Origin of the sequence: Lacisediminihabitans sp. (assembly GCF_043726815.1) — a bacterium.
Classification (GTDB): Bacteria; Actinomycetota; Actinomycetes; order Actinomycetales; family Microbacteriaceae; genus Lacisediminihabitans.
Genome location: NZ_JAYSJZ010000029.1, coordinates 1 through 20,697 on the forward strand (window position 1 = coordinate 1; position 20,697 = coordinate 20,697).

Below are 20,697 nucleotides of genomic sequence, written 5' to 3' on the forward strand. Positions count from 1 at the left end.
GGACGAGATACTCGAGACCACCGGATCTCGGTCCGGTCGCTGACCGGACCCCCGGTCACGAGCAACTAGGCCAGTGCCACCAGGTCAGCGTAGTCGCGGTTCCAGAGGTCCTCCGTGCCATCCGGCAGGATGAGCACACGCTCGGGATTCAACGCCTCCACGGCGCCCTCATCGTGGCTCACCAGCACCACGGCACCCGAGTAGTTTGCGAGAGCATCGAGGATCTCGAGCCGGCTGGCCGGATCGAGGTTGTTGGTCGGCTCGTCGAGCAGCAGCACATTTGCGCCGGACACAACGATCATCGCGAGCGCGAGGCGGGTCTTTTCGCCGCCGGACAGCACTCCGGCGAGCTTGGTGGCGTCATCCCCCGAGAACAGGAACGATCCGAGAACCCGGCGAGCTTCCGTCTCGGTGATGTTCGGCGAGGAGGAGACCATGTTCTGCAGCACTGTGCGCTTCACGTCGATGGTCTCGTGCTCCTGCGCGTAGTAGCCGATCCGCAAGCCATGGCCGGGCTCGAGCTGGCCGGTGTCGGGCTGGTCGACGCTGGCCAGGATGCGAAGCAGGGTGGTCTTGCCTGCACCGTTGAAACCGAGGATCACCACTTTCGAGCCTCGGTCAATGGCCAGGTCCACCGCGGTGAAGATCTCGAGTGAGCCGTAGCTCTTCGAGAGATTGGACGCCATGAGGGGCGTGCGTCCGCAGGGCGCCGGATCGGGGAAACGCAGCTTGGCCACGCGGTCGACCGCCCGCACCTCGTCGAGCCCCGACAGCATCTTCTCCGCGCGCCGCACCATCTGGTGGGCGGCGGCTGCCTTTGAGGCCTTCGCTCCGAACTTGGCCGCCTGCATCTGCAGCACGCCCGCCTTCTTCTCCACGTTGACGCGTTCCTTCTTGCGTCGTTCCTCGTCGGCCGCGCGCTGCCGCTGGTAGTTCTTCCAGCTCATGTTGTAGATGTCGATGACCTGGCGGTTCGCGTCCAGGTAGAAGACCCGGTTCACGGTCTCCTCCACGAGTTCCACGTCGTGGCTGATCACGATCAAGCCGCCCTGGAAGTTCTTGAGGAACTCCCGCAGCCAGACCACCGAGTCGGCGTCGAGGTGGTTGGTGGGTTCGTCGAGGAGCATCGTCTCTGCTCCGGAGAACAGGATGCGGGCCAGCTCGATGCGCCGGCGCTGGCCGCCGGAGAGCGTGGACAGCGGCTGGTCGAGGATGCGGTCCGGCAGGCTGAGGTTGCTGGCGATGGACGCCGCCTCGGCCTCGGCCGCGTAGCCGCCGAGCGCGGTGAAGCGATCCTGCAGGTTTCCGTAGGTCTTCATCGCCGAGGCGCTCACCTTGGCATCCGGGTCCCCCATCTCCTGGGCGGCCTTCTCCATGCCGAGCATGATCTGGCCGAGCCCGCGGGCGTCGAGGATGCGGGTGCGGGCGAGATCTTCCGGGTTGCCCGAGCGCGGGTCCTGGGGAAGGTAGCCGACCTCGCCGGTGCGCTCGATGGTTCCCCCGGTGGCGAGTTCCTCGCCGGCCAGGACCTTGGTGAGGGTGGTCTTGCCCGCGCCGTTTCGGCCGACCAGGCCGATCTTGTCGCCGCGTTCCACACGGAAGGTGACGTCCTCCATGAGCATGCGTGCGCCAACACGCAGTTCGAGGTCGTGCACGCTGAGCACAGGCAGAGTCCAATTCTTTGTGTTGTTTTACAACAACGGGAGGGAGGGGGTAGGCCTCTAGTATAAAACGTGGGGCTCGCCTTCGACGCCGATGCGGCCCCCACCACCGCCCAGAGGAGGTCCCGTGTCCAATCTGACCCTGGCATTCGGTCGCCCGACGCTCGCCGACCGGCTCTTTTCGAGGAGTCTCGTCACCGACCTGATCCTGATCGCGGCCGGCACCGCCCTCACCTCGATCGCCGCGCAGCTCATCATTCCGCTCTGGCCGGTGCCGATCACCGGCCAGACCTTCGCGGTGCTGCTCGTCGGCTCCACCCTTGGTGCCGTGCGTGGCGCCCTCTCGATGGCGCTCTACCTGGTGCTGGGAGTGGCCGGGCTTCCGGTGTTCGCCTCCGGCGGCCACGGGAGCCTCTTCGCCTCGCCCTCCGGCGGTTTCGTCATCGGCTTCGTCTTCGCCGCCGCCCTCACCGGCTGGCTGGCCCAGCGGGAGTGGGACCGCAAGGTGGTCGGCACGTTCCTGTCGTTCGCCGCCGGCACCGTCGTGATCTACGCCTTCGGACTGCCCTGGCTCTACACGGTGCTCGGCGCCTTCCCGCCCGCCTCGCTCACCAGGTTCTTCGGCACGACCAACGTGCTGCAGGCGACGATCACCGGCGGCATCCTGCCCTTCCTGCTCGGCGACACCGTGAAGGCGCTGCTTGCGGCGGCGATCCTCCCCGCGAGCTGGCGGCTGATTCGCCGCGCCGATGCGGCGGCGAGCAAGAACGAGGGCTAGAGCACTGAACGCCACACGGCGAAGGCGGGCCTAGGCGGTCGGTCCGGGCCGGCGTGCCAGCCCGGGTTGTCCGCGTTGGCCCCGATGGAGAGCCCCGGATCGCGAGACGCCCCACCGGCAACGACGAACGCCCCGGCCATCGGCCGGGGCGTTCGTGGTGTTCGGGTCTGTCTACATCGAGAAGCCGAGGGCGCGCATCATGTCGCGGCCGTCGTCGGTGATCTTCTCCGGGCCCCACGGCGGCATCCACACCCAGTTGATGCGGAACTGCTCGACCACGCCATCGAGGGCCTGTGCGGTCTGCTCCTCGATCACGTCGGTCAGGGGGCAGCCCGCCGAGGTGAGGGTCATGCTGATGATCAGGGCGTTGTTCTCGTCGTCCCAGGTGAGGTCGTAGATGAGGCCGAGGTCCACGATGTTCACCCCGAGCTCGGGGTCCATCACATCCTTCAGCGCCTCTTCGACCTGGTCGAAGAGCTGCGGTGCGAGTGCGACTGCCATGCTTCTAGCCTAAGTTCGTCGGGGTCGGGCCGCCAGTGGCCAGCGCATCGCTCGCCAGGAACCGGTCGTAGCCCTCGTTCTCGAGGCGATCGGCCAGCTCGGGGCCGCCCTGCTCGGCGATGCGGCCGTCGACGAACACGTGCACGAAGTCCGGCGAGATGTATCGCAGGATGCGGGTGTAGTGGGTGATGAGCATGATCCCGAGGCCGGTGTTGGCCTTGGCCCGGTTCACGCCCTCCGCCACGATTTTGAGCGCGTCCACGTCCAGGCCGGAGTCCGTCTCGTCGAGCACCGCGAACTTGGGTGCCAGCAGCTCGAGCTGCAGGATCTCGTGCCGCTTCTTCTCGCCTCCGGAGAAGCCCTCGTTCACGTTGCGGTCCTTGAACGAGGAATCCATCCGCAGGTTCTTCATCGACTCGGTCACCTGGTTGGTCCAGGTGCGGATGGACGGCTGAACGCCGTCGATCGCCGTCTTGGCGGTGCGGAGAAAGTTGGTCACCGCGACGCCGGGAATCTCGACCGGGTACTGCATGGCCAGGAAGAGTCCGGCGCGCGCGCGGGCATCCACCGTCATGGCGAGCAGGTCTTCACCGTCGAGGGTGATCGATCCGCTGTCCACGTGATATTTCGGGTGCCCGGCGATCGTGTAAGCGAGGGTGGACTTGCCCGAGCCGTTCGGGCCCATGATGGCGTGGATCTCGCCCTCGTTCACGGTGAGGTCGACCCCCTTGAGGATCTGCTTCGTGCCCTGCTCGGTCTCGACGCTCACGTGGAGGTCTTTGATCTTTAGTACTGACATGTCTGTGGGGTTCCTAACTGGTGTGCGTCGTGCGAGGTATCAGACGCTGGCGACGGGCGTCGGGTCGATGTAGACGTCGCCGTCCACGATGGAGACGGCGAAGACCGGCACCGGCTCGTAGGCCGGGAGGGTGATCGGCTTGCCGGTGATCAGGGAGAACTTGGAGCCGTGAGCCCAGCACTCGAGGGTGTCGTCTTCGACGAACCCCTCGGCGAGGGAGATGTCCCCGTGCGTGCAGGTGTCGCCGATGGCGTGCACAGCCCCGGCGGAGTCCCGCACGAGCGCGATGGGCATGCCGTCGATCACGACGCGCACCGCCGATCCCAGTTCGATCTCGTCTTCGGCGCAAATCCGAACGGCCACTACTCGCTCACCTTCAATTCGTCTTCGATCGCCTGCTGCAGGCGTGCCTCCAGGTCGGCCGACCCGATCTTTTGCACGACCTCGGAGAGGAAGCCGCGCACCACCAGGCGTCGCGCCTCGTGTTCTTCGATGCCCCGGGCCTGCAGGTAGAAGAGCTGCTCGTCGTCGAAGCGGCCGGACGCGCTCGCGTGGCCCGCTCCGGCGATGTCCCCGGTCTCGATCTCGAGGTTCGGCACGGAGTCGGCGCGCGTGCCGTCGGTGAGCAGCAGGTTGCGGTTCTGCTCGTAGCTGTCGGTGCCGGCCGCGGACGGGCGGATGAGCACGTCGCCCACCCACACGGTGTGGGCTCCGTCGCCCTGGAGGGCGCCCTTGTAACTCACTCGCGACTTGGTGTTCGGCGCATCGTGGTTGACGAAGACCTGCTGTTCGAGGTGCTGGCCCGTGCCGGCGAAGTAGACGCCGAAGAGCTCGACGTCCCCACCCTCGCTCGAGAGGTGGGCCGACGGGTTGATGCGCACGACGTCCCCGCCGAGCGAGACGACCACGTGCCGGAGCCGAGCATCGCGGCCGATCCGGGCGAAGTGGCTCGCGAGATGCACGGCGGTGTCGTCCCATTGCTGCACGGTGACGACGGTGAGCTGGGCGCCGTCGCCGACGATGATCTCCACGTTCTCGCTGAGCATCGCCTGGCCGGAGTTCTGCAGCACGACCATGCCGCGGCTGTGCTTCTCGGCCACGATGACCGTGTGCGCGGCGCGCGGCGCGGTGCCGAGTGCGGCACGCGTCACGGTGACCTCCACGGGCTCTTCGCCCGTGATGGTGACAGCGAGGGCCTCCTCGAAGCTGCTCCACGCGTTCGCGGACGCCAACTCCTCCGGCTTTCCGGCGCTCCCGATGCGGTCATCGTCGCGGCCGATCGGCTCGACGATGGCACCGGCGTCCCCGAGGGAGACGACATCCGTGACGATCGGCAGGGCCGATCCGTCGAGTCCGGCGTCGAGCAGCGGCTGGATTTTTGCGATCGGGGTGTGCTTCCACTCGAGCTCGCGGCCCGTGACTGCCTCGAAATCGCCGACATCGAACGAGCTGAAGCGCGCGGAGCGCACCTGAACGGGCACGAGACCCCAGCCGCCATCGCTGTGCTGCTTGGAGCCAAGTCTCGAGTGATCGGGTTCTGCCGAGGAGATGGTGGGTGTAGCTACGGCAGACATCTAGCCGATGGTTCCTTCCGACGTGACGAGGCGGGTCATCCGACGCTGCCTTCCATGCCCATTTCGATGAGCTTGTTGAGTTCCAGGGCGTACTCCATCGGGAGTTCCCGCGCGATGGGCTCGATGAATCCTCGCACGATCATGGCCATCGCCTCGTCTTCGGGCAGGCCGCGGGACTGCAGGTAGAAGAGTTGTTCGGCGCTCACTCGGGAGACGGTGGCCTCGTGGCCCATCTGCACGTCGTCCTCGCGCACATCGGTGGTCGGGTAGGTGTCCGACCTCGAGATGGCGTCGACGAGCAGCGCGTCACAGCGCACAGTGTTGGCCGAGTGGTGGGCGCCCTCGGCGATCCTCACCTCTCCGCGGTAGCCGGTGCGTCCGCCGCCGCGGGCGATCGACTTGGAGACGATCGACGACTGCGTGTACGGGGCCATGTGGATCATCTTGGCTCCGGCATCCTGATGCTGGCCGGGGCCGGCGAAGGCCACGGAGAGCGTCTCGCCCTTGGCGTGTTCGCCCACGAGGTAGATCGAGGGGTACTTCATGGTGACCTTGGAGCCGATGTTGCCGTCGATCCACTCCATGGTGGCGCCCTCATGGGCGATCGCACGCTTCGTCACCAGGTTGTAGACGTTGTTCGACCAGTTCTGGATGGTCGTGTACCGAACCCGGGCGTTCTTCTTCACAATGATCTCGACGACCGCGGAGTGCAGCGAGTCCGACTTGTAGATCGGCGCGGTGCAGCCCTCGATGTAATGGACGTACGAGCCCTCGTCGGCGATGATGAGCGTGCGCTCGAACTGGCCCATGTTCTCGGTGTTGATGCGGAAGTAGGCCTGCAGCGGGATCTGCACGTGCACGCCCTTCGGCACGTAGACGAACGAGCCGCCGGACCAGACCGAGGTGTTGAGCGCGGCGAACTTGTTGTCGCCGGACGGGATCACGGTGCCGAAGTACTCCTTGAAGAGCTCCGGGTACTCCTTGAGCGCGGTGTCGGTGTCGAGGAAGAGCACGCCCTGCTCCTCAAGGTCCTTGTTGATCGTGTGGTACACGACCTCGGACTCGTACTGCGCGGCCACTCCGGAGACGAGGCGCTGGCGCTCCGCCTCGGGGATGCCGAGCTTCTCGTAGGTGTTCTTGATGTCGTCCGGAAGGTCGTCCCAGGTCTGGGCCTGCTTCTCGGTGGACCGCACGAAGTACTTGATGTTGTCGAAGTCGATGCCGGAGAGGTCTGCTCCCCAGGCGGGCATGGGCTTCTTGTAGAACAGCGCGAGGGCCTTGAGACGGTTCTTGAGCATCCACTCCGGTTCGCCCTTGAGCGCCGAAATGTCCGCGACCACCTCCGGGGAGATTCCACGTTTCGCGGACGCCCCGGCCACATCGGAGTCGGACCAGCCGAACTCATAGATGCCGAGGCTCTCGAGCTCCGGGCGATCGATCAGGATGTCTGACATGTCGTAACCTCTCTCCACCCTCCACAACCCGGCTTGCGGGCTTCGCATTCCCCCGGCCCGCATCCGGCTGATGCAAGCTGAGAGGAGAGCGTGAAGGGCTCACACTGCATTTATCTAATACAGCACATACCTAAACTGGTCCGAGGGCATGGGCCCCATCGCCCTCGTCTACCGAACCGCCGAGCACGCTCGTCGGCGCGGTCCCGAACAACCCAATTCTACAGGGACGCGTCCCGCAAGTTGGGGATACGCGGCGAGGTCACAGAGACCCGTGCGGCTTCCCACGCCCCGAGAGGATCCATAAGCCCGTGAATCAGGCATCGCCGCTCCCCCAGCAGGCCTCACCGATCGCCCGTGCCGCGCGCCGCTGGCTGCCGGGTTCGGTGGACCGGCGGGTGCGGGTCTTGGGCTGGCTGTCGCTGCTGTTCCAGGTGGTGCTGGTGGGCACCGGCGGCGCCGTGCGACTCACCGCCTCCGGTCTGGGCTGCCCGACCTGGCCGCGCTGCACCGCCGATTCCTTCGTGACCACGCCGGAGCTCGGCATCCACGGCATCATCGAGTTCACCAACCGCATGCTCACCTTCGTGCTCGTGCTCGTGGCGATCGCCGCGTTCCTCTCGGTGGTGCGGATGCGCAAGGAGCGCCGGGACCTGTTCTGGCTGTCCCTCTCGCTCGGCCTCGGCATCCCCGCCCAGGCGATCATCGGCGGCATCTCGGTGCTCACCGGGCTCAACCCCTACGTCGTGGGGATGCACTTCGTGGTCTCGATCAGCCTGGTCGCCATCGCCACGGTGTTCGTCTACCGCATCCGGTTCGGCGAGCGGCCGCCGGCCCGCACCGTGCCGCGTTGGCTCACCGGCCTCACCTTCTTCACCGTCGTCGTCGCGGCGATCACCGTGGTGGTGGGGGTTCTCACCACCGGATCGGGCCCGCACGCCGGGGACAACTCGGACAACAAGCACCTGGCGCCGAGGAACGGGCTCAACCCCGAGATCCTCCAGCACGTGCACAGCTGGCCCGCCTACCTCACCGTGGCGCTCACCGTGGCGATCCTGGCCTCCGCCATCGTGCTGAGGCTCGGGCGACTTCGCGCGGCGGCGATCGGCCTGCTCGCCGTGGAGGCGGTGCAGGTGGTGGTGGGCGTGAGCCAGGCTCGCCTCGGCCTGCCGGAGCTGCTGGTGGCCATCCACATGGTGCTCGCCTGCGTGCTCGTCGCCGGCATCACCACCGTGGTGCTCACCCTCCGGGCCGCGGACGGGTCACCGGCCGCCGAGTCGCCCGCCCCTCAGGACCGCGAACTGCAGCGCTGAGCCGCGGGCGGTTCCCCGGCCGTCACAGACTCCGGTCTACACGCGCTTCTCCGGAGGTTTGAGCGCAAGTGGCCGTCGTGCACGTTCACGGTGGTCCTTTTCGCGACGAATCGGCGAAACCTCCGGAGAAGCGCCGTGCCGCACTGCCTGCACGGAAGCCGCGATGTCGGTCACGGTGAATCGGCCGCGCGGCGGAGAAGTGGAGCCGGCGTCGCCTGACCTAGAAGTGCAGCAGCGGGTCGATGCCGACCGCCACGAACAGCAGGGTGAGATAGCTGATGGAGCTGTGGAACACGCGCATCGGCTTCACCTCGTCGTGACGGATCGCCATCGAGTACAGCCGGTGAGCCTCGTAGATGAACCATCCGCCGGAGAGCACGGCCACTACCGTGTACAGGATTCCCATCGGCGCGACCGGGATGAGCAGCAGCGAGCACGCGACGGTCGCCCAGGCGTACAGCACCACCTGCAGCCCGACGACGGTGCGTCCGCGCACCACGGCGAGCATCGGCACGTTCACCGAGGCGTAGTCGGCCCGGTACCGCATGGAGAGCGGCCAGTAGTGCGGGGGCGTCCAGAGGAAGACGATGCCGAAGAGGATCACGGGGGTCCAGCTGAGCGAACCGGTGACCGCCGCCCAGCCGATCAGCACCGGCATGCAGCCGGCGGCACCGCCCCAGACGATGTTCTGCGGGGTGCGCCGCTTGAGCACGAGGGTGTACACGAGCACATAGAAGAGGATGGCCGCCAGGGAGAGCGCGGCGGCGAGCAGATTCACGAGCAGGGCCAGCCAGACGATGGAGGCCACTCCCAGAACCCACGCGAACACGAGGGCCTCACGGTCGGTGAGCTCCCCGGTGACGAGCGGCCGCTTGCTAGTGCGCTTCATCACGCGGTCGATGTCGCGATCGATGTAGCAGTTGAAGGCGCCGGCCGATCCCGCGCTCAGCGAGCCGCCGACCAGGGTCCAGAGCACCAGCCACAGGTTGGGGATGCCGCCCTGCGCGAGGATCATCACCGGCGCGGTAGTCACGAGCAACAGCTCGATCACTCGCGGCTTGGTGAGAGCGAAGTAGGCCTTCGACTTGCGCGCGAACCCGATGCGCTGCACGGGTAGCTGGGTGTCGACCGCTACGTTCATTGCTCCTCTAACGACTGGTGTTCCTCGCCACCGATTCTAGGCGGTTGTCGGCTGCGTGAACGCCCGGCCGAACGGGAATACGCGGGGCCAGCCGCTGTTTCTCTATACTTGGATGTGCTTGCCAGCCGCAGGCCACACAACCAGTCCCTCGCCGCCCATTCGCTGCGAACTGGTCTGCCCGCGGTAGTGCCGATGACGTCAGGCGAGTGCGTAACCTCCACAGCGGCACGGCTCAGCCGAGTTGTCCGCGGCAACAGAAGGGTCATCAATCTCGTGGCAGCTTTCCAGTGGGATCCCATCGACAACAAGGCAGTGGACACGGCTCGCGTGCTCGCCGTGGATGCCGTGGAGAAGGTGGGAAACGGCCATCCGGGTACCGCGATGAGCCTCGCCCCCGCCGCGTACCTCCTCTTCCAGAAGGTCATGCGCCGCGACCCCAGTGACAACACGTGGATTGGCCGCGACCGGTTCATCCTCTCGGTCGGGCACTCCTCGCTCACCCAGTACATCCAGCTCTATTTCGGTGGCTACGGCCTCGAGCTCGACGACCTGAAGGCGCTTCGCACCTGGGGCTCGAAGACGCCGGGTCACCCCGAGTACGGCCACACCGACGGAGTCGAGATCACGACCGGCCCGCTCGGCCAGGGACTCTCCTCCGCCGTGGGATTCGCCTATGCCGCCCGCTACGAGCGCGGCCTCTTCGACCCGGACGCCCCCACCGGCACCAGCCCGTTCGACCACTTCATCTACACGATCGCCGGCGACGGCGACATGCAGGAGGGCGTGACGAGTGAGGCCTCCTCGCTCGCCGGGCACCAGGAGCTCGGCAACCTCATTGCGATTTATGACAGCAACCAGATCTCGATCGAGGACGACACCAACATCGCCTTCACCGAGGACGTGAAGGCGCGCTACGAGGCGTATCACTGGCACGTGCAGGTTGTCGACTGGAAGAAGACCGGCCAGTACATCGAGGACGTCGCCGCCCTCAACGACGCGATCGAGGCCGCGAAGGCCGAGACGAGCAAGCCGTCGCTGATCATCCTCAAGACCATCATCGGATGGCCGAGCCCGAAGAAGCAGAACTCCGGCAAGATCCATGGATCAGCGCTCGGCGCCGACGAGGTGCGGGCCGTCAAGCAGGTTCTCGGCTTCGACCCCGAGCAGAACTTCGAGGTGGACCCGGCCGTCATCGAGCACACCCGCAAGGCAGTGGAGCGCGGCCAGGCCGCTCACGCCGAGTGGAACACGCAGCTCGAAGCGTGGGCCGCCGCCAACCCCGACCGCAAGGTGCTGCTCGACCGCATCCTCTCCGGCGACCTGCCGGAGGGCGTCGAAGAGGCGCTCCCGGTGTTCCCGGCCGGCAAGGAGCTCTCGACCCGCGCCGCATCCGGCAAGGTACTCGCCGCCCTCGGACCGGTGATCCCCGAGCTGTGGGGCGGATCGGCAGACCTCGCCGAGTCGAACAACACCACGATCGAGGGCGCGCCGTCCTTCATCCCGGCCGAGCGGTCGACCCACGAGTGGACCGGCAACCCCTACGGCCGCGTGCTGCACTTCGGCATCCGCGAGCACGCCATGGGCGCCATCCTCAACGGCATCGTGCTGCACGGCAACACCCGCCCGTTCGGCGGCACCTTCCTCATCTTCAGCGACTACATGCGGCCGGCCGTTCGGCTCGCCGCGCTGATGAAGGCGCCGTCCATCTTCGTCTGGACGCACGACTCCGTCGCCCTCGGCGAGGACGGACCCACCCACCAGCCGGTGGAGCAGCTCGCGGCCCTGCGTGCGATCCCCGGACTGGATGTGGTGCGCCCCGGCGACGCCAACGAGGTCGCGTGGGCCTGGAAGACGATCCTCGAGCGTCGCAATGGCCCGGCCGGAATCGCGCTCACCCGCCAGAACATCCCGGTATTCGAGCGTGGCGACGACGTCGCCAGTGGCGAGACCTTCGCCGCCGCCCGGCACGTCTCGAAGGGCGCGTACGTGCTTGCCGAGGCGCCGAACGGCACCCCGGACGTGATCTTCATCGCGACCGGCTCCGAGCTGCAGATCGCCGTCGATGCCCGCGAGCAGCTCAAGGCCGACGGAATCAACGCTCGCGTCGTCTCCGCTCCGAGCCTCGAATGGTTCGAGGAGCAGAGCGCGGAGTACCGCGAGTCCGTGCTGCCGAAGGCCGTGAAGGCCCGCGTCTCGATCGAGGCCGGGATCGGCCTCACCTGGCGCTCCTACGTCGGCGACGCCGGTCGCAGCGTGTCGATCGAGCACTTCGGCGCCTCCGCCGACTACAAGACGCTGTTCCGCGAGTTCGGCATCACCACCGAACACGCCATCTCCGCCGCAAAGGAATCACTGGCCGCCGTCTGAACTCCGGCCGTTCGCACGCGCTCATCACCCCCAGCGTTTTTCAACAGAAAGAACATCGCAATGACTGAGAACACCCCCACCGCGGCCCTGTCGGCAGCCGGCGTCAGCATCTGGCTCGACGACCTCTCCCGCGAACGAATCAACTCCGGCGGCCTCGCCCGCCTCATCGCCGAGCGCAACGTGGTCGGCGTCACCACCAACCCGACCATCTTCGCGACCGCCCTCGCCAAGGGCGAGGCGTACGACGCCCAGGTGGCCGAGCTCGCCGCCGCCGGAAAGACGGTCACCGAGGCGGTCTTCGAGATCACCACGGACGACGTCGCCAACGCGAGCGACATCTTCCGTCCGGTCTACGACGCCACCGGCGGCAAGGACGGCCGCGTGTCGATCGAGGTCGAGCCCGGGCTGGCGCACGACGCCGCCGGCACGATCGCCCAGGCCAAGGAACTGTGGGCGAAGGTCAACCGCCCGAACGCCATGATCAAGATCCCGGCCACCATCGCCGGGCTCGAGGCGATCGCCGAGACGATCGGCGCCGGCATCAGCGTGAACGTGACGCTGATCTTCAGCCTCGAGCGTCACCGCGAGGTCATCAACGCCTACCTGACCGGGCTCGAGAAGGCGAAGGCCGCCGGCATCGACCTCTCCACCATCAACTCGGTCGCCTCGTTCTTCGTGTCCCGCGTCGACACCGAGATCGACAAGCGCCTCGAAGCGATCGGCACCCCCGAGGCGCTCGCGCTCAAGAGCAAGGCTGGCATCGCCAACGCGCGCCTTGCCTACCAGGTGTTCGAGCAGGCCTTCGAGAGCGAGCGCGCCGCCGTTCTGCTCGAGGCCGGCGCCAACCGTCAGCGGCCGCTCTGGGCCTCGACCGGCGTCAAGGACCCGAAGCTGCCCGACACGCTCTACGTCACCGAGCTCACCGTGAACGACGTCGTCAACACCATGCCGGAGAAGACCCTCGAGGCAACCTTCGACCACGGCGTGATCGCCGGCGACCAGGTCACCAACCACTACGACGACGCGAACGCCGTGCTCGACGCGCTGGACGCCCAGGGCGTCTCCTACGTCGAGGTCACCGAGCTGCTCGAGAAGGAGGGCGTGGAGAAGTTCATCGTCTCCTGGAACGAACTCCTCGACACCGTCGCCGCCGCACTCGAGTCCGCGAAGACCGGAGCCACCAAATGAGCTTCGACATCACGGTGAGCGGCGCGGCGGCCGAGGCCGTCGACCGCATCGTCCCCCAGCTCGTGAGCGACCTCGTCGCCTCGCGGATCGCCGGCCAGGATCCCTCGCTCTGGGGACCGGATGCCGAGGAAGAGGCCGCGAAGCGTCTCGGCTGGACCGAGGCAGTGGTCATCTCCGAACCCCTCGTCGACGACATCATCGCCCTGCGCGACCGCCTGCACTCCGAGGGGGTCAACCACGTCGTCCTCGGCGGCATGGGCGGCTCGTCCCTCGCGCCGGAGGTCATCACCCGCACGGCCGGCGTCGAACTGACGGTTCTGGACTCGACGGATCCCGGCCAGGTGCTCGCCGCCCTGAACGACCGGCTGGACACCACCGTCGTCGTCATCTCGTCCAAGTCCGGGTCCACCCTCGAAACGGCGAGCCAGCGCAAGGCCTACGAGCAGGCGTTCCACAACATCGGCGTCGACCCGCTCGAGCGAATCGTGGTCGTGACCGACCCCGGCTCCCCGCTCGACGTCGACGCGCGGGCCGCCGGCTACCGTGTGTTCAACGCCGACCCCAACGTGGGCGGCCGTTATTCGGCCCTCACCGCCTTCGGTCTGGTTCCCTCCGGCCTCGCCGGGGTCGACATCCGCGCCCTGCTCGATGAGGCCTCCGCGGTCACCGGCCAGCTCATGGTCGACCGCTCCGACAACCCGGGCCTCATCCTCGGCGCGGCCATCGCCGGAACCCGCCCGCTGAAGAACAAGCTCGGCATCGTCTCGGACGGCACGTACATCGTCGGCTTCGGCGACTGGGTCGAGCAGCTGATCGCGGAGTCGACCGGCAAGCTCGGCAAGGGAATCCTGCCCGTCGTGCTCGACCTCAAGTCCCCCGAGCTGACCGAGCACCTGGACGACGTGCAGATCGTGCGCCTCGTGGAGAGCGCCCGGGCCACGGAAGATGTGATCGACGGCGAGATCGAGATCAGCGGCACCCTCGGCGCGCAGATGCTCGTCTGGGAATACGCCACGGTGGTGGCCGGTCGCCTGCTCGGCATCGACCCCTTCGACCAGCCGGACGTGGAATCGGCGAAGATCGCCACGCGCGCGCTGCTCGACGCCCGCCCCGAGCCGGTCCCGCCGGTGTTCGTGGCCGATGGCATCGAGGTGAGCGGGCCGGACTCCGTGCTCGCCGGCGTCTCGACCATCGAGGGCGCGGTCGACGCGCTGCTCGCCCAGGTCGGCCCGGACGGCTACATCGCCGTGCAGGCCTATGTCGACCGTCACGCCAACTACGAGCTCGCCAAGCTCCGCGACCTGCTCGCGGCGAAGAGCGGGCGACCGGTGACCTTCGGCTGGGGCCCGCGGTTCCTGCACTCCACCGGCCAGTTCCACAAGGGCGGACCGGCCGTCGGCGTGTTCCTCCAGATCACGGCGGATGCCCCGGCCGACCTGGACATCCCGGACAGCCCATTCTCGTTCGGCTACCTCATCAAGGCCCAGGCCGCCGGGGACGCGAGCGTTCTTGCCGAACACGGCCGACCCGTCGTCACTCTCAACCTGACCGACCCGGCTCAGAACCAGGCCACGCTGTTCAGCGCGGCCCGCTAGAAAGCCAAGGAGCCGAATGTCCCCGGTGGAAATTACCCCGGAGTTCAACCCGCTGCGGTTGACGTCCGATCGACGACTCAACAGAATCGCCGGCCCCAGCGCGCTCATCATCTTCGGTGTGACCGGCGACCTCGCGCGCAAGAAGCTCATGCCCGCGGTGTACGACCTGGCCAACCGGGGACTCCTGCCCCCGGGATTCGGCCTCGTCGGGTTCGCCAGACGCGACTGGGTCGACCAGGACTTCGCGCAGGTCGTGCACGACGCGGTCGCGCAGTACGCGCGCACTCCGTTCGATGAGGATGTCTGGAAGCAGCTCGCCGAGGGCATCCGCTTCGTGCAGGGCGAATTCGACGACGACAACGCGTTCGCCGAGCTCAAGTCGACCCTCGCCGAACTGGACCGGTCTCGCGGAACGATGGGCAACCACGCGTTCTACCTGTCGATTCCGCCGAAGTCGTTCCCGCAGGTCACCGAGCAGCTGCGCCGCTCGGGGCTCGCGGACGAGGTGGATGGCGCCTGGCGCCGCGTGGTCATCGAGAAGCCCTTCGGCAGCGACCTGAAGACGGCCCGCGAGCTGAACAACGTGGTCGAATCGGTCTTCCCGCCGGACAGCGTCTTCCGCATCGACCACTATCTCGGCAAGGAGACGGTGCAGAACATTCTGGCCCTCCGGTTCGCGAACAACCTCTACGAGCCGATCTGGAACGCGAACTACGTCGACCACGTGCAGATCACCATGGCCGAGGACATCGGCGTGGGCGGGCGAGCCGGGTACTACGACGGTATCGGCGCCGCGCGCGACGTGATCCAGAACCACCTCCTTCAGCTTCTCGCCCTCACGGCGATGGAGGAGCCGGTGTCGTTCAACGCGAAGGACCTCCGCGCCGAGAAGGAGAAGGTGCTCTCGGCCATCAAGCTGCCGAAGGATCTCTCCCACTCGACCGCACGGGGACAGTACGCGAGCGGGTGGCAGGGCGGCGAGAAGGTGGTCGGCTTCCTCGACGAGGACGGCATGAACCCCGAGTCGCTCACCGAGACCTTCGCGGCGATCCGCCTCGACATCGGCACGCGTCGGTGGGCGGGCGTTCCGTTCTACCTCCGGGCAGGCAAGCGGCTGGGCCGCCGGGTCACCGAGATCGCGGTCGTCTTCAAGCGCGCTCCGCAGTACCTCTTCGCCGACAGCCAGACCTCGGCCCTCGGCCAGAACGCCCTGGTCATTCGCGTGCAGCCCGACGAGGGTGTCACCATCCGCTTCGGGTCGAAGGTGCCGGGCGCCGGCATGCAGGTTCGCGACGTCACCATGGACTTCGGATACGGGCACGCCTTCACCGAGGCGAGCCCCGAGGCCTATGAGCGCCTCATCCTCGACGTGCTGCTGGGCGACCCGCCGCTCTTCCCCCGGCACGAAGAGGTTGAGCTGAGCTGGAAGATCCTCGACCCGATCGAGGAGTTCTGGGCAGGCCAGGGCCAGCCCGAGCAGTACAAGCCGGGCACCTGGGGCCCGAGCTCAGCCGACGAACTACTTGCCCGCGACGGCAGAGTGTGGAGACGCCCATGATTGTCGACCTGCCAGACACCACCACCAGCAAGATCTCGAAGACGCTCGTCAAGATCCGCGAGGAGGGTGGAGCCGTCGCCCTCGGTCGGGTGCTCACCCTGGTTATCTCCACTCGTCTCGGTCACGAGGAGGAGGCGATCGAGGCGGCGAATGACGCCTCCCGCGAGCATCCGATGCGCGTCATCGTGATCTCGTCCGGCTCCGACAAGCCGGACACGAACGACACCTCCCGGCTCGATGCCCAGATTCGCGTGGGCGGGGACGCCGGCGCGAGCGAGGTCATCGTGCTCAGGGCCTATGGCGAGACGGCAAGCGACGAGGAGGGTCTCGTCACCGGGCTGCTCCTGCCCGACGCTCCCGTCGTGGCCTGGTGGCCGGGCGACGCACCGGACGTGGTCTCCCAGTCCCCGATCGGACGCATCGCCCAGCGCAGGATCACGGATGCCGCGGCCCAGCCCGATCCGCGCGGCTTCCTGGCGCACCTGTCCACCTGCTACACCCCCGGGGACACCGACTTCGCCTGGACGAGGCTCACCCTGTGGCGCGCCCAGCTCGCCGCCGTGCTCGACCAGCCGCCGTACGAGCCGATCACCGGAGTGGAGGTGCACGGCTCGCCGGACTCGCCGTCCACGTCGCTTCTCGCGGCCTGGCTCCAGCTGCAGCTCGACGTGCCGGCCAAGCACGAGCTCGTGACCCCGGCACACGGTTCGAGCGGAATCCAGGGTGTGCGGCTCCACCGCGAGTCCGGCGTGATCGAGCTCGAGCGCACGAGCGGCGGGATCGCGAGACTGCTGCAGCCGAACCAGCCGCCGCACGACATCTCCCTGCCACGCCGCAGCCTGCGTGACTGCCTGGCCGAGGAATTGCGTAGGCTCGACCCCGACGACCTGTTCGGCGAGGTCATCCAGAGCGGTCTCGGCCAACTGGATGAACCATCTCGCAAGGCACCAGCGAAGTCGTCGCCCATCACAGCAAGGGACACCTCGAATTGACTAACGCCCGCAGGGTTCTCGTTCATCAGGATAGGGACACCCTCGCGGGCTCCCTCGCCGCCCGGTTCATCACCAAGGTCGTGGACCTTCTCGACCAACAGGCCGAGGTGAACATCGTGCTCACCGGCGGAACCGTCGGTGCCGCCGTGTTGTCGGCGATTAACGAGTCGCCGGCCAGGGACAGCATCGACTGGTCTCGCGTGGTGGTCTGGTGGGGCGACGAACGCTGGCTGCCTCGCGGGGACGCCGAACGCAACGACACCCAGTCGCGAGCCGCGCTGCTCGACCACGTGAACCTGCGGCCCGAGAACATCCACTGGCTGCCCGCCTCGGACGAGGGCATCGACCTCGACGCGGCAGCCGCTCGATACGCGGCCGAGCTGGCGGACGCCGCCCCGGAGGGTGCAGAGCTTCCGCGCTTCGACGTCACCTTCCTCGGTGTCGGGCCGGATGGCCACGTTGCGTCGCTCTTCCCGGAGCGTTCCGCCGTGGACGTCACGGACGCCACGGTCGTCGCGGTGCGTAATTCACCGAAGCCGCCACCCGAGCGCCTGACCCTCACCCTGCCGGTGATCAACAGCTCCGATCGGGTCTGGCTGGCCCTGGCCGGCTCGGACAAGGCCTCGGCTCTCGGGCTCGCCCTCGCGGGCGCGAGCACCCACGAGGTGCCGGCAGCGGGCGTCGAGGGGCGCCTGAGAACGGTGTTCTTCGTGGACCGGGATGCCGCGGCCGAGGTTCCGGCGGACCTCATCGCGGTCGAGTACTAGCCGCGCTCCCCCCGCTCGCTCCCCGAAAATGCGGGAGATCTGACGCTGGACGCGCGCGAACGGCTCTTCGCGGTCGCTTTCGGGCACGATCTCCCGCGTTTTCGACGCGTGGTATCTCCCGCCGCGAGCGGGACGGGACGCGCTACTGCGGCGTGAGCCGCGAGCGGCGCGTGCGAAGCTGCTCGAGTGCCTCGTCGAGGAGGTTGGCCGCCTCTTCTTCGGTGCGGCGCTCCTTCACGTAGGCGAGGTGCGTCTTATACGGCTCGAGCTTCGTCACCGAGGGGGGATTCTCTTTGTCACGCCCGGACGGCAGCCCGCAATTGGGGCAGTCGAGGGTGACCGGAATCTCCTCCGGCTCGATCGAGGCCAGAAAGTACGGGCTCTGCTGGTGGCCGTTGGCGCACCAGTAGAACACCTGGAGACGTTCGGCGTGAAAACCGCGATCCTGTTCTCCCATGGGTCCCGCACCGACGCGGGAACCACGGATAGCACTACCACCTGAAGCCATGGCGAGTCCTAAGCCCCTTCGAATTTCGTGATGAGCCCGAGCACGATGATGGATGAGACCCACACCAGCCCAAGAATCACGGTGATGCGGTTGAGGTTTCGCTCCGCAACACCAGACGCTCCGAGATTGCTCGTCACACCCCCACCGAACATGTCGGAGAGACCGCCGCCACGCCCCCGGTGAAGGAGGATGAGCAGAGTCAGCAGGAGACTGGTGATACCGAGTACTACCTGCAGGATGACCTGAAGAATTTCCACGAAGAGCCTTTCTGGGGCGCGCCAGTGTCGGGTGCATCTGGCCGCTGTTTAGTATAACTTGCCTTGGCGCAAAGGGGTGGGCCCCGAATGGGACGATTACTAGGTGCCGACGTGCTTCTGGAATTGCGCGATGCTGGAGAACTCGGTGAGGTCGAGGCTCGCGCCGCCCACGAGGGCACCATCCACATTGGGCTGGCGCATGAAGCCGGCGATGTTCGCCGCCTTCACCGAACCGCCGTAGAGGATGCGCGTCGCCGCTGCGGACTCCTGCCCGATGAGCTCCACGAGAACCGCGCGAAGCTGCGCGGCCACCTGTTCGGCCTGCTCGGGGGTGGCCGCCTGGCCGGAACCGATAGCCCAGACCGGCTCGTAGGCGACCACGATATCCACGCCGTCCTTGATGCCGGCAAGCGCGGCCTTGAGCTGGGCGACGGGCACCGCGCTCGGGCCGTGCTTCTCGAGGTCCTCCGCCGTCTCGCCCACGCAGAGCACGGGCACGAGGCCGTGCTTGATCGCCGCCGCGACCTTGGCGGCCACCTCGTCGTCGCCCTCGTTGTGCAGCGTTCGCCGCTCCGAGTGGCCGACGATCACGTACTGGCAGTCGAGCGCGGAGAGGAAAGCCCCGGAGATCTCGCCGGTGTACGCGCCGGAATCGTAGGCCGAGAGGTCCTGGCCGCCGAACTTCAGCGGGAGCTTGTCGGCCGAGATGAGCGTCTGCACCGAGCGGAGATCCGTGAACGGCGGGAACACGGCCACCTCGACGGCGTCGAAGTCGTGCCGGGCGTCCTTGAGGCTCCAGGCGAGCTTCTGCACGAAGGCGATCGCCTGCAGGTGATCGAGGTTCATCTTCCAGTTGCCCGCAATCAGCGGGGTACGGCTCGTGCCGGTCATGCCTGCCATCCCAAAACCTCGAGTCCCGGCAGGATCTTGCCCTCGAGGAATTCGAGGCTGGCACCCCCGCCGGTCGAAATGTGCCCAAATTGCTCGTCGCGGAATCCGAGGGCGCGAACCGCTGCTGCGGAGTCTCCGCCCCCGACGACGGAGAGTCCTGCCACCTCGGTGAGGGCCGCGGCGACCGTCTTCGTGCCCGCCGCGAATGGCGCAAGCTCGAAGACGCCCATCGGACCGTTCCAGAACACCGTCTCGGATGCCCGGATCACCTCCGCGAACCGTGCGGCCGTGTCGGGCCCGATGTCGAGTCCGAGACCAGAGGCACCCCACGGGCTGTCCTCGATCGAGTCCGCCGGGCGCACCTCGTGCTCGGCGTCCGCCGAGAACTTCGAGGCGACGACGACGTCGGTGGGAAGCACAATGTCGACCCCGAGTTCCTTCGCCTTGTCGAGGTAGCCGCGCACCGTGTCGAGCTGGTCGGCCTCGAGCAGGCTCGAACCGACCTTGTGGCCCTGGGCCGCGAGAAAGGTGAAGAGCATCCCGCCGCCGATCAGCAGCGAGTCCACCCGCGGAAGCAGGTGGGCGATCACGCCGAGCTTGTCCGACACCTTCGACCCGCCGAGAACCACCGTGTACGGCTTCTTCGGGGACTCGGTGAGCCGGTCGAGCACGTCGAGCTCGGTCGCGATGAGCCCGCCGGCCGCGCTCGGCAGCAGTTTCGCCAGTTCGTAGACGCTGGCCTGTTTGCGGTGCACGACTCCGAATCCGTCGGAGACGAAGGCGTCTCCGAACGCGGCGAGCTGGGCGGCGAACGCCGCACGCCCCTCCTCGTTCTTTGCGGTCTCCCCCGGGTTGAACCGCAGGTTCTCGAGCAGCACAACTCCGCCGTCGGTGAGTCCGTCGACCGCGTCGCGGGCGGCATCCCCCACCGTGTCGGTCGCGAAGGTGACCTCCTTGCCCAGCAGCTCGCACAGGCGCTGCGCCACGGGAGCGAGGCTGTACTTCGCTTCCGGTGCGCCGTCCGGGCGGCCGAGGTGGGAGATCACGACGACGCGCGCGCCGGCGTTGACCAGGGAGTTGATGGTGGGCAACGAGGCGCGAATGCGACCGTCGTCTGTGATCTGTCCGTCCCCGAGGGGGACGTTCAGGTCACAGCGAACGATGACCTTCTTGCCCGCGAGCGAACCGAGACTCTCGATTGTGCGAAGCGGCATTTTTTCTGAACCCGGTTGCGGCGCCGTTTAGAGGCGCTCGGCCACGTACTCGGTGAAGTCGACGAGACGGTTGGAGTAGCCCCACTCGTTGTCGTACCACCCGGCGACCTTCACCTGGTTGCCGATCACCTTGGTGAGGCCG

19 protein-coding genes and 1 pseudogene are annotated in these 20,697 nt (G+C 67.3%); 8 read left to right on the top strand and 12 right to left on the bottom strand.

The window, feature by feature from the left end:
* Positions 1 to 65: 65 nt before the first annotated feature.
* Entirely contained in the window at positions 66 to 1,664 is a 1,599-nt protein-coding gene (locus tag ACHZD8_RS02975; RefSeq protein ID WP_394768645.1) for an ABC-F family ATP-binding cassette domain-containing protein, read from the bottom strand.
* Between the two features lie 124 nt (positions 1,665 to 1,788).
* On the opposite strand from ACHZD8_RS02975, the gene ACHZD8_RS02980 reads away from it, so the two are divergent.
* Positions 1,789 to 2,439, top strand: coding sequence for a biotin transporter BioY (locus ACHZD8_RS02980; protein ID WP_394768646.1), 651 nt, complete (start codon positions 1,789 to 1,791; stop codon positions 2,437 to 2,439).
* A gap of 171 nt (positions 2,440 to 2,610) precedes the next feature.
* Here ACHZD8_RS02980 and ACHZD8_RS02985 read toward each other — a convergent pair whose 3' ends face one another.
* Genes ACHZD8_RS02985 through sufB form a run of 5 tightly spaced genes read right to left on the bottom strand, consistent with a single transcriptional unit; the run spans position 2,611 to position 6,767 of the window.
* Positions 2,611 to 2,940 (bottom strand): metal-sulfur cluster assembly factor, encoded by a 330-nt coding sequence (locus ACHZD8_RS02985; RefSeq protein WP_147782260.1) that lies wholly within the window; start codon positions 2,938 to 2,940, stop codon positions 2,611 to 2,613.
* Between the two features lie 4 nt (positions 2,941 to 2,944).
* Positions 2,945 to 3,739, bottom strand: a complete 795-nt coding sequence (gene sufC / locus ACHZD8_RS02990) for a Fe-S cluster assembly ATPase SufC (protein ID WP_394768647.1) — start codon at positions 3,737 to 3,739, stop codon at positions 2,945 to 2,947.
* A 39-nt stretch (positions 3,740 to 3,778) separates the two neighbouring features.
* The gene (locus ACHZD8_RS02995; RefSeq protein ID WP_394768649.1) at positions 3,779 to 4,102 is read right to left on the bottom strand and encodes a non-heme iron oxygenase ferredoxin subunit; all 324 of its coding nucleotides are present in this window, start codon (positions 4,100 to 4,102) and stop codon (positions 3,779 to 3,781) included.
* On the bottom strand, positions 4,102 to 5,313 hold the full coding sequence (gene sufD, locus ACHZD8_RS03000; protein WP_394768651.1) for a Fe-S cluster assembly protein SufD: 1,212 nt from the start codon (positions 5,311 to 5,313) through the stop codon (positions 4,102 to 4,104). The genes ACHZD8_RS02995 and sufD overlap by 1 nt, the downstream gene beginning before the upstream one ends.
* A gap of 35 nt (positions 5,314 to 5,348) precedes the next feature.
* Positions 5,349 to 6,767, bottom strand: coding sequence for a Fe-S cluster assembly protein SufB (gene sufB / locus ACHZD8_RS03005; protein WP_147782264.1), 1,419 nt, complete (start codon positions 6,765 to 6,767; stop codon positions 5,349 to 5,351).
* 308 nt (positions 6,768 to 7,075) lie between these two features.
* Between sufB and ACHZD8_RS03010 the strand changes: the two genes are divergently transcribed.
* Positions 7,076 to 8,077 (top strand): heme A synthase, encoded by a 1,002-nt coding sequence (locus ACHZD8_RS03010; RefSeq protein WP_394768652.1) that lies wholly within the window; start codon positions 7,076 to 7,078, stop codon positions 8,075 to 8,077.
* A 220-nt stretch (positions 8,078 to 8,297) separates the two neighbouring features.
* Here the strand turns inward: ACHZD8_RS03010 and ACHZD8_RS03015 are convergent, their stop codons facing one another.
* Positions 8,298 to 9,218 (bottom strand): heme o synthase, encoded by a 921-nt coding sequence (locus tag ACHZD8_RS03015; RefSeq protein ID WP_394768654.1) that lies wholly within the window; start codon positions 9,216 to 9,218, stop codon positions 8,298 to 8,300.
* Positions 9,219 to 9,491: 273 nt separating this feature from the next.
* Here ACHZD8_RS03015 and tkt point away from each other — a divergent pair, with 273 nt between their 5' ends.
* From tkt to pgl, 6 genes are read left to right on the top strand one after another with little or no spacing between them, the layout of a single operon-like run.
* The gene (gene tkt, locus ACHZD8_RS03020) at positions 9,492 to 11,585 is read left to right on the top strand and encodes a transketolase (protein ID WP_394768655.1); all 2,094 of its coding nucleotides are present in this window, start codon (positions 9,492 to 9,494) and stop codon (positions 11,583 to 11,585) included.
* Positions 11,586 to 11,645: 60 nt separating this feature from the next.
* Positions 11,646 to 12,773, top strand: coding sequence for a transaldolase (gene tal / locus ACHZD8_RS03025; RefSeq protein WP_394768656.1), 1,128 nt, complete (start codon positions 11,646 to 11,648; stop codon positions 12,771 to 12,773).
* Positions 12,770 to 14,368, top strand: coding sequence for a glucose-6-phosphate isomerase (locus tag ACHZD8_RS03030; protein ID WP_394768657.1), 1,599 nt, complete (start codon positions 12,770 to 12,772; stop codon positions 14,366 to 14,368). Before tal ends, ACHZD8_RS03030 begins: the two co-directional genes overlap by 4 nt.
* 16 nt (positions 14,369 to 14,384) lie before the next feature.
* A complete protein-coding gene (zwf, locus tag ACHZD8_RS03035) occupies positions 14,385 to 15,926 on the top strand; it encodes a glucose-6-phosphate dehydrogenase (RefSeq protein ID WP_394768658.1) in 1,542 nt (513 codons plus the stop codon).
* Positions 15,923 to 16,918, top strand: a complete 996-nt coding sequence (locus tag ACHZD8_RS03040; protein ID WP_394768659.1) for a glucose-6-phosphate dehydrogenase assembly protein OpcA — start codon at positions 15,923 to 15,925, stop codon at positions 16,916 to 16,918. Before zwf ends, ACHZD8_RS03040 begins: the two co-directional genes overlap by 4 nt.
* The gene (pgl, locus tag ACHZD8_RS03045; RefSeq protein ID WP_394768660.1) at positions 16,915 to 17,685 is read left to right on the top strand and encodes a 6-phosphogluconolactonase; all 771 of its coding nucleotides are present in this window, start codon (positions 16,915 to 16,917) and stop codon (positions 17,683 to 17,685) included. The genes ACHZD8_RS03040 and pgl overlap by 4 nt, the downstream gene beginning before the upstream one ends.
* A 142-nt stretch (positions 17,686 to 17,827) precedes the next feature.
* Here pgl and ACHZD8_RS03050 read toward each other — a convergent pair whose 3' ends face one another.
* The 5 genes and pseudogenes from ACHZD8_RS03050 to ACHZD8_RS03070 all read right to left on the bottom strand — a co-directional run.
* Positions 17,828 to 18,193 (bottom strand): RNA polymerase-binding protein RbpA, encoded by a 366-nt coding sequence (locus ACHZD8_RS03050; protein WP_394768661.1) that lies wholly within the window; start codon positions 18,191 to 18,193, stop codon positions 17,828 to 17,830.
* Positions 18,194 to 18,201: 8 nt separating this feature from the next.
* Complete coding sequence (gene secG, locus ACHZD8_RS03055) at positions 18,202 to 18,450, bottom strand: preprotein translocase subunit SecG (protein ID WP_394768662.1); 249 nt, start codon at positions 18,448 to 18,450, stop codon at positions 18,202 to 18,204.
* Positions 18,451 to 18,549: 99 nt separating this feature from the next.
* Positions 18,550 to 19,341 (bottom strand): triose-phosphate isomerase, encoded by a 792-nt coding sequence (gene tpiA / locus ACHZD8_RS03060; protein WP_394768665.1) that lies wholly within the window; start codon positions 19,339 to 19,341, stop codon positions 18,550 to 18,552.
* On the bottom strand, positions 19,338 to 20,555 hold the full coding sequence (locus ACHZD8_RS03065; RefSeq protein ID WP_394768663.1) for a phosphoglycerate kinase: 1,218 nt from the start codon (positions 20,553 to 20,555) through the stop codon (positions 19,338 to 19,340). Before ACHZD8_RS03065 ends, tpiA begins: the two co-directional genes overlap by 4 nt.
* A 27-nt stretch (positions 20,556 to 20,582) precedes the next feature.
* Positions 20,583 to 20,697, bottom strand: a pseudogene (locus ACHZD8_RS03070) (type I glyceraldehyde-3-phosphate dehydrogenase); the annotation flags it as partial.

Bases quoted from the DNA above. Each gene is read 5' to 3' on its own strand.
- ACHZD8_RS02985 (WP_147782260.1), bottom strand. From the start codon at position 2,940: ATGGCAGTCGCACTCGCACCGCAGCTCTTCGACCAGGTCGAAGAGGCG.
- sufC (WP_394768647.1), bottom strand. From the start codon at position 3,739: ATGTCAGTACTAAAGATCAAAGACCTCCACGTGAGCGTCGAGACCGAG.
- sufD (WP_394768651.1), bottom strand. From the start codon at position 5,313: ATGTCTGCCGTAGCTACACCCACCATCTCCTCGGCAGAACCCGATCAC.
- sufB (WP_147782264.1), bottom strand. From the start codon at position 6,767: ATGTCAGACATCCTGATCGATCGCCCGGAGCTCGAGAGCCTCGGCATC.
- ACHZD8_RS03015 (WP_394768654.1), bottom strand. From the start codon at position 9,218: ATGAACGTAGCGGTCGACACCCAGCTACCCGTGCAGCGCATCGGGTTC.
- tal (WP_394768656.1), top strand. From the start codon at position 11,646: ATGACTGAGAACACCCCCACCGCGGCCCTGTCGGCAGCCGGCGTCAGC.
- ACHZD8_RS03030 (WP_394768657.1), top strand. From the start codon at position 12,770: ATGAGCTTCGACATCACGGTGAGCGGCGCGGCGGCCGAGGCCGTCGAC.
- zwf (WP_394768658.1), top strand. From the start codon at position 14,385: ATGTCCCCGGTGGAAATTACCCCGGAGTTCAACCCGCTGCGGTTGACG.
- ACHZD8_RS03040 (WP_394768659.1), top strand. From the start codon at position 15,923: ATGATTGTCGACCTGCCAGACACCACCACCAGCAAGATCTCGAAGACG.
- ACHZD8_RS03050 (WP_394768661.1), bottom strand. From the start codon at position 18,193: ATGGCTTCAGGTGGTAGTGCTATCCGTGGTTCCCGCGTCGGTGCGGGA.
- tpiA (WP_394768665.1), bottom strand. From the start codon at position 19,341: ATGACCGGCACGAGCCGTACCCCGCTGATTGCGGGCAACTGGAAGATG.
- ACHZD8_RS03065 (WP_394768663.1), bottom strand. From the start codon at position 20,555: ATGCCGCTTCGCACAATCGAGAGTCTCGGTTCGCTCGCGGGCAAGAAG.